The organism is Acinetobacter sp. UBA3025 (assembly GCF_002367915.1).
Taxonomy (GTDB): domain Bacteria; phylum Pseudomonadota; class Gammaproteobacteria; order Pseudomonadales; family Moraxellaceae; genus Acinetobacter.
In genome coordinates, this window is the sequence record NZ_DFDO01000138.1 from 1 (window position 1) to 2,962 (window position 2,962).

The following is a 2,962-nucleotide window of genomic DNA, read 5'->3' on the forward strand; positions in this document are numbered from 1 at the left end:
AGCAACAAACGACTTTAAAAAAACTTACCCGTGGCCTCACGGTGACATCTGTCATGACTGGCAGTACTTTTTTTCATGGACCACCCGTACTGGCTTTGGGGCTGACCAAACTTTTTAAGAAATCTTCTAAAATTGATGAAACCAATATCAAGATTACCAATAGCTGGTTAAGCGTAAATAACTGGCTGATTGACAATGTCCTGAAAAATACCAAATGGCAAATCAGCATTGATGAATCTCTGGATCTTAACATGCAGGGGCGTTATTTAATGACCTGTAATCATCAGAGCTGGGTGGATACCACAGTAAACCAGTATTTCGGTTTAACGCGCATGCCTCTCACCCGCTTCTTTACAAAATGGGAACTAATTTTTATTCCATTTGTAGGTCAAGCCTTTAAAATTCTGGGCTTCCCGATGATGAAACGGCATAGCAAGGAACAGATTGCCAAAAACCCTTCCCTGAAATATCGGGATATGGAAGAAGCACGCAAGGCATGTGAACAACTGGTTAGCCAGCCATTTACTTTGCTGAATTATCTGGAAGGCACACGCTTTACCCCGGAAAAGCATGAACAGCAAAAATCGCCTTATAAGCATTTGTTGAAGCCTAAGGCGGGCGGTCTTGCGCTGGCACTGAACATTCTGGGAGACAAAATTGATGCACTGGTGGATATGACTATTGTTTATCCTGACGGTGTGCCAGGTTATGGGGAATTTTGGTTAGGCGAAGTCCCGCGTATTGCCGTGAACTTAAGAAAAATTGACATTCCGGACTGGGTACTCGGCGGCAATTATGAAGATGATGCAGATTACCGTGCACGTTTCCAGCAATGGGTAGACCAGATCTGGACTGAAAAAGACCAATTAATTGAGCAAATGCAGCAGAGCCTGATTTCTGCTTCTGCCTGACATTTGCCAGAGAGACTATGAAGAACGACAACCCGGACCTCGTGTCCAGCTCATTTAAGTTTATTCGCAAAGGTACCTGGGGCTGGAAAATTGCACTGATTTACGACATTTTCATGATGGTTGTCATCATCATCAATTTGTTCTGTCTCTGTGCCAATGCCATTCTGATGAGCGATTTTGGGCACTGGTTGTTTGACTTCATTCGTCTGCCTGATGTCTTGCAGTTTTATAAAAGTGAATTACGTCCCTGGGTAATGATTACCGAGGGATGGTTTACCACTTTCCTGATTATTGAACTCATCGTTCGCTGGTTCATTGCCATTGTTATGCGCCACCATGCCCGCTGGTGGTTCTTTCCCTTTGTGCACTGGTATGAAATTTTATCCATCATCCCACAGCTACGTTTTCTGCGTCTGTTACGTGCAGTCGCGATTGGCTACAACCTGCATAGCCATGGATACAAAGTCATACCGGCAAGCTGGTATAGACGGGGTAATTTCTACTATAACCTGCTGATGGAAGAACTTTCGAGCCGTGTAGTATTGACGGTACTGGATGGCATTAAACGTGAACTCAGCACCAGCACATCACATAAACAATTAATTGATGATTTGGTGGAACATCACCGTAAATTACTGGCTGTTGCTTTGGCAGATATCTTGCAAGAGTCTTTGGGCAAGGAATTACAGGCACAGCGCTTCATGATTTCAAAAAATGTCGGGCAAGTCGTCAATCAGGCCATTGAAGATACACCTGAACTCACCCAGCTTCTGCGTCTGATTCCCATTGTAGGCGGGCGGCTGGAACGTCAGATCCAGAGTATTGGTCAACGTCTGGGAGAAAATATCACCCAAGGTCTGATCGATCCTTTTACACATAACGGATCACAAGAAAACCCGACTTTTGCCATGATTTCAGATAAGATTAGCCAGATTCAGATTGAACATAATCCACATATTGATAAATTGGTCGAATCGGCTGTTTTTGAGACACTTGAAGCCATTCAAAAACAGGTCAAAGTGAAACAGTGGCAACAGATTTTAGAAGAACACGAACAAAATCAGGGCTCAATCGATAGATAAGTTTTCATTTGTGGAATCGGCTAAGATAAGTGGATTCTATTCGTATAAAAAAATAACTTGGATCGCTAGAGAATTAACGAAATTTGTTCTAGGATTTGCACTATTTACAACATCGCTTCGACATAAAACAGCAAGTCAGAAGTATTAAGGAAAAATTATGGCTGACATACGGATAAAAGGCAGAATGGTCAATGCGCTACGCATTAGCCTCGATACCAATGATCATGATGCAATCCGCCAGCAACTGAAACCAAAATTACAAGCGGCTTTTCCGCCAGGCACATTGGTGGTGATTGAAAGTTCAGTCGATCAGGAACTGATTGCCCTGATCCAGTTACTGATTGATCTCGAAGTTCAGCCTATGGCAGTGACTGAAGGGATTCTGGGGGATCAGGCTCGTGCGATTCAGTTCCCTGTTCTGCCACCAGACCGTCAGTTACAGGAAATTAAGGCGACCAAAGAACAGGTCATGGAAGTCAAATCCGAATCTGCTGCTGACGATGAAAAAGCTGATGCAGCACCGATCGTCGCGCATGTGACTTCTTATCACGATGAAATTCTGCGCACCGGCCAATGCATTGTGCAGAATCAGGGTGACATTATTATTACGGCCGGAATAAACAGTGGTTCAGAAGTGATTGCTTCAGGCAATATCCATATTTATGGCAGCGCGCGTGGCCGTGTGATTGCAGGTGCGGGTGGCAATACTGCAGCGCGTATTTTCTGCCATGCGCTGGAGGCCGAACTGATTTCTATTGCAGGTACTTACTGTGTGGCCGACGACATTCCACCGAATGTTGTGAAAAAACCCGTGCATATTTACTTGAATGATCAACAAGAGCTTGTATTTGAAGCTCTACAATTTTAATGTATAAATAAACACCAAAACCCCATTTTATAGGGGATTTGAACCATAACAGGAGTGGATTCGGTGGCGAAAATTGTTGTCGTAACATCAGGCAAAGGTGG

General features: G+C 43.9%; 3 protein-coding genes. All 3 read left to right on the plus strand.

Annotation, left to right across the window (positions count from 1 at the left end):
• Positions 1-911: acyltransferase (locus B4J23_RS05840; protein ID WP_291359228.1), on the plus strand; the 911-nt coding region annotated here is incomplete at its 5' end.
• 17 nt (positions 912-928) lie between these two features.
• Positions 929-1,993 (plus strand): preprotein translocase subunit SecA, encoded by a 1,065-nt coding sequence (locus B4J23_RS05845; RefSeq protein WP_180012841.1) that lies wholly within the window; start codon positions 929-931, stop codon positions 1,991-1,993.
• A gap of 157 nt (positions 1,994-2,150) precedes the next feature.
• Positions 2,151-2,861 (plus strand): septum site-determining protein MinC, encoded by a 711-nt coding sequence (gene minC / locus B4J23_RS05850; RefSeq protein WP_291359231.1) that lies wholly within the window; start codon positions 2,151-2,153, stop codon positions 2,859-2,861.
• Positions 2,862-2,962: the final 101 nt, after the last annotated feature.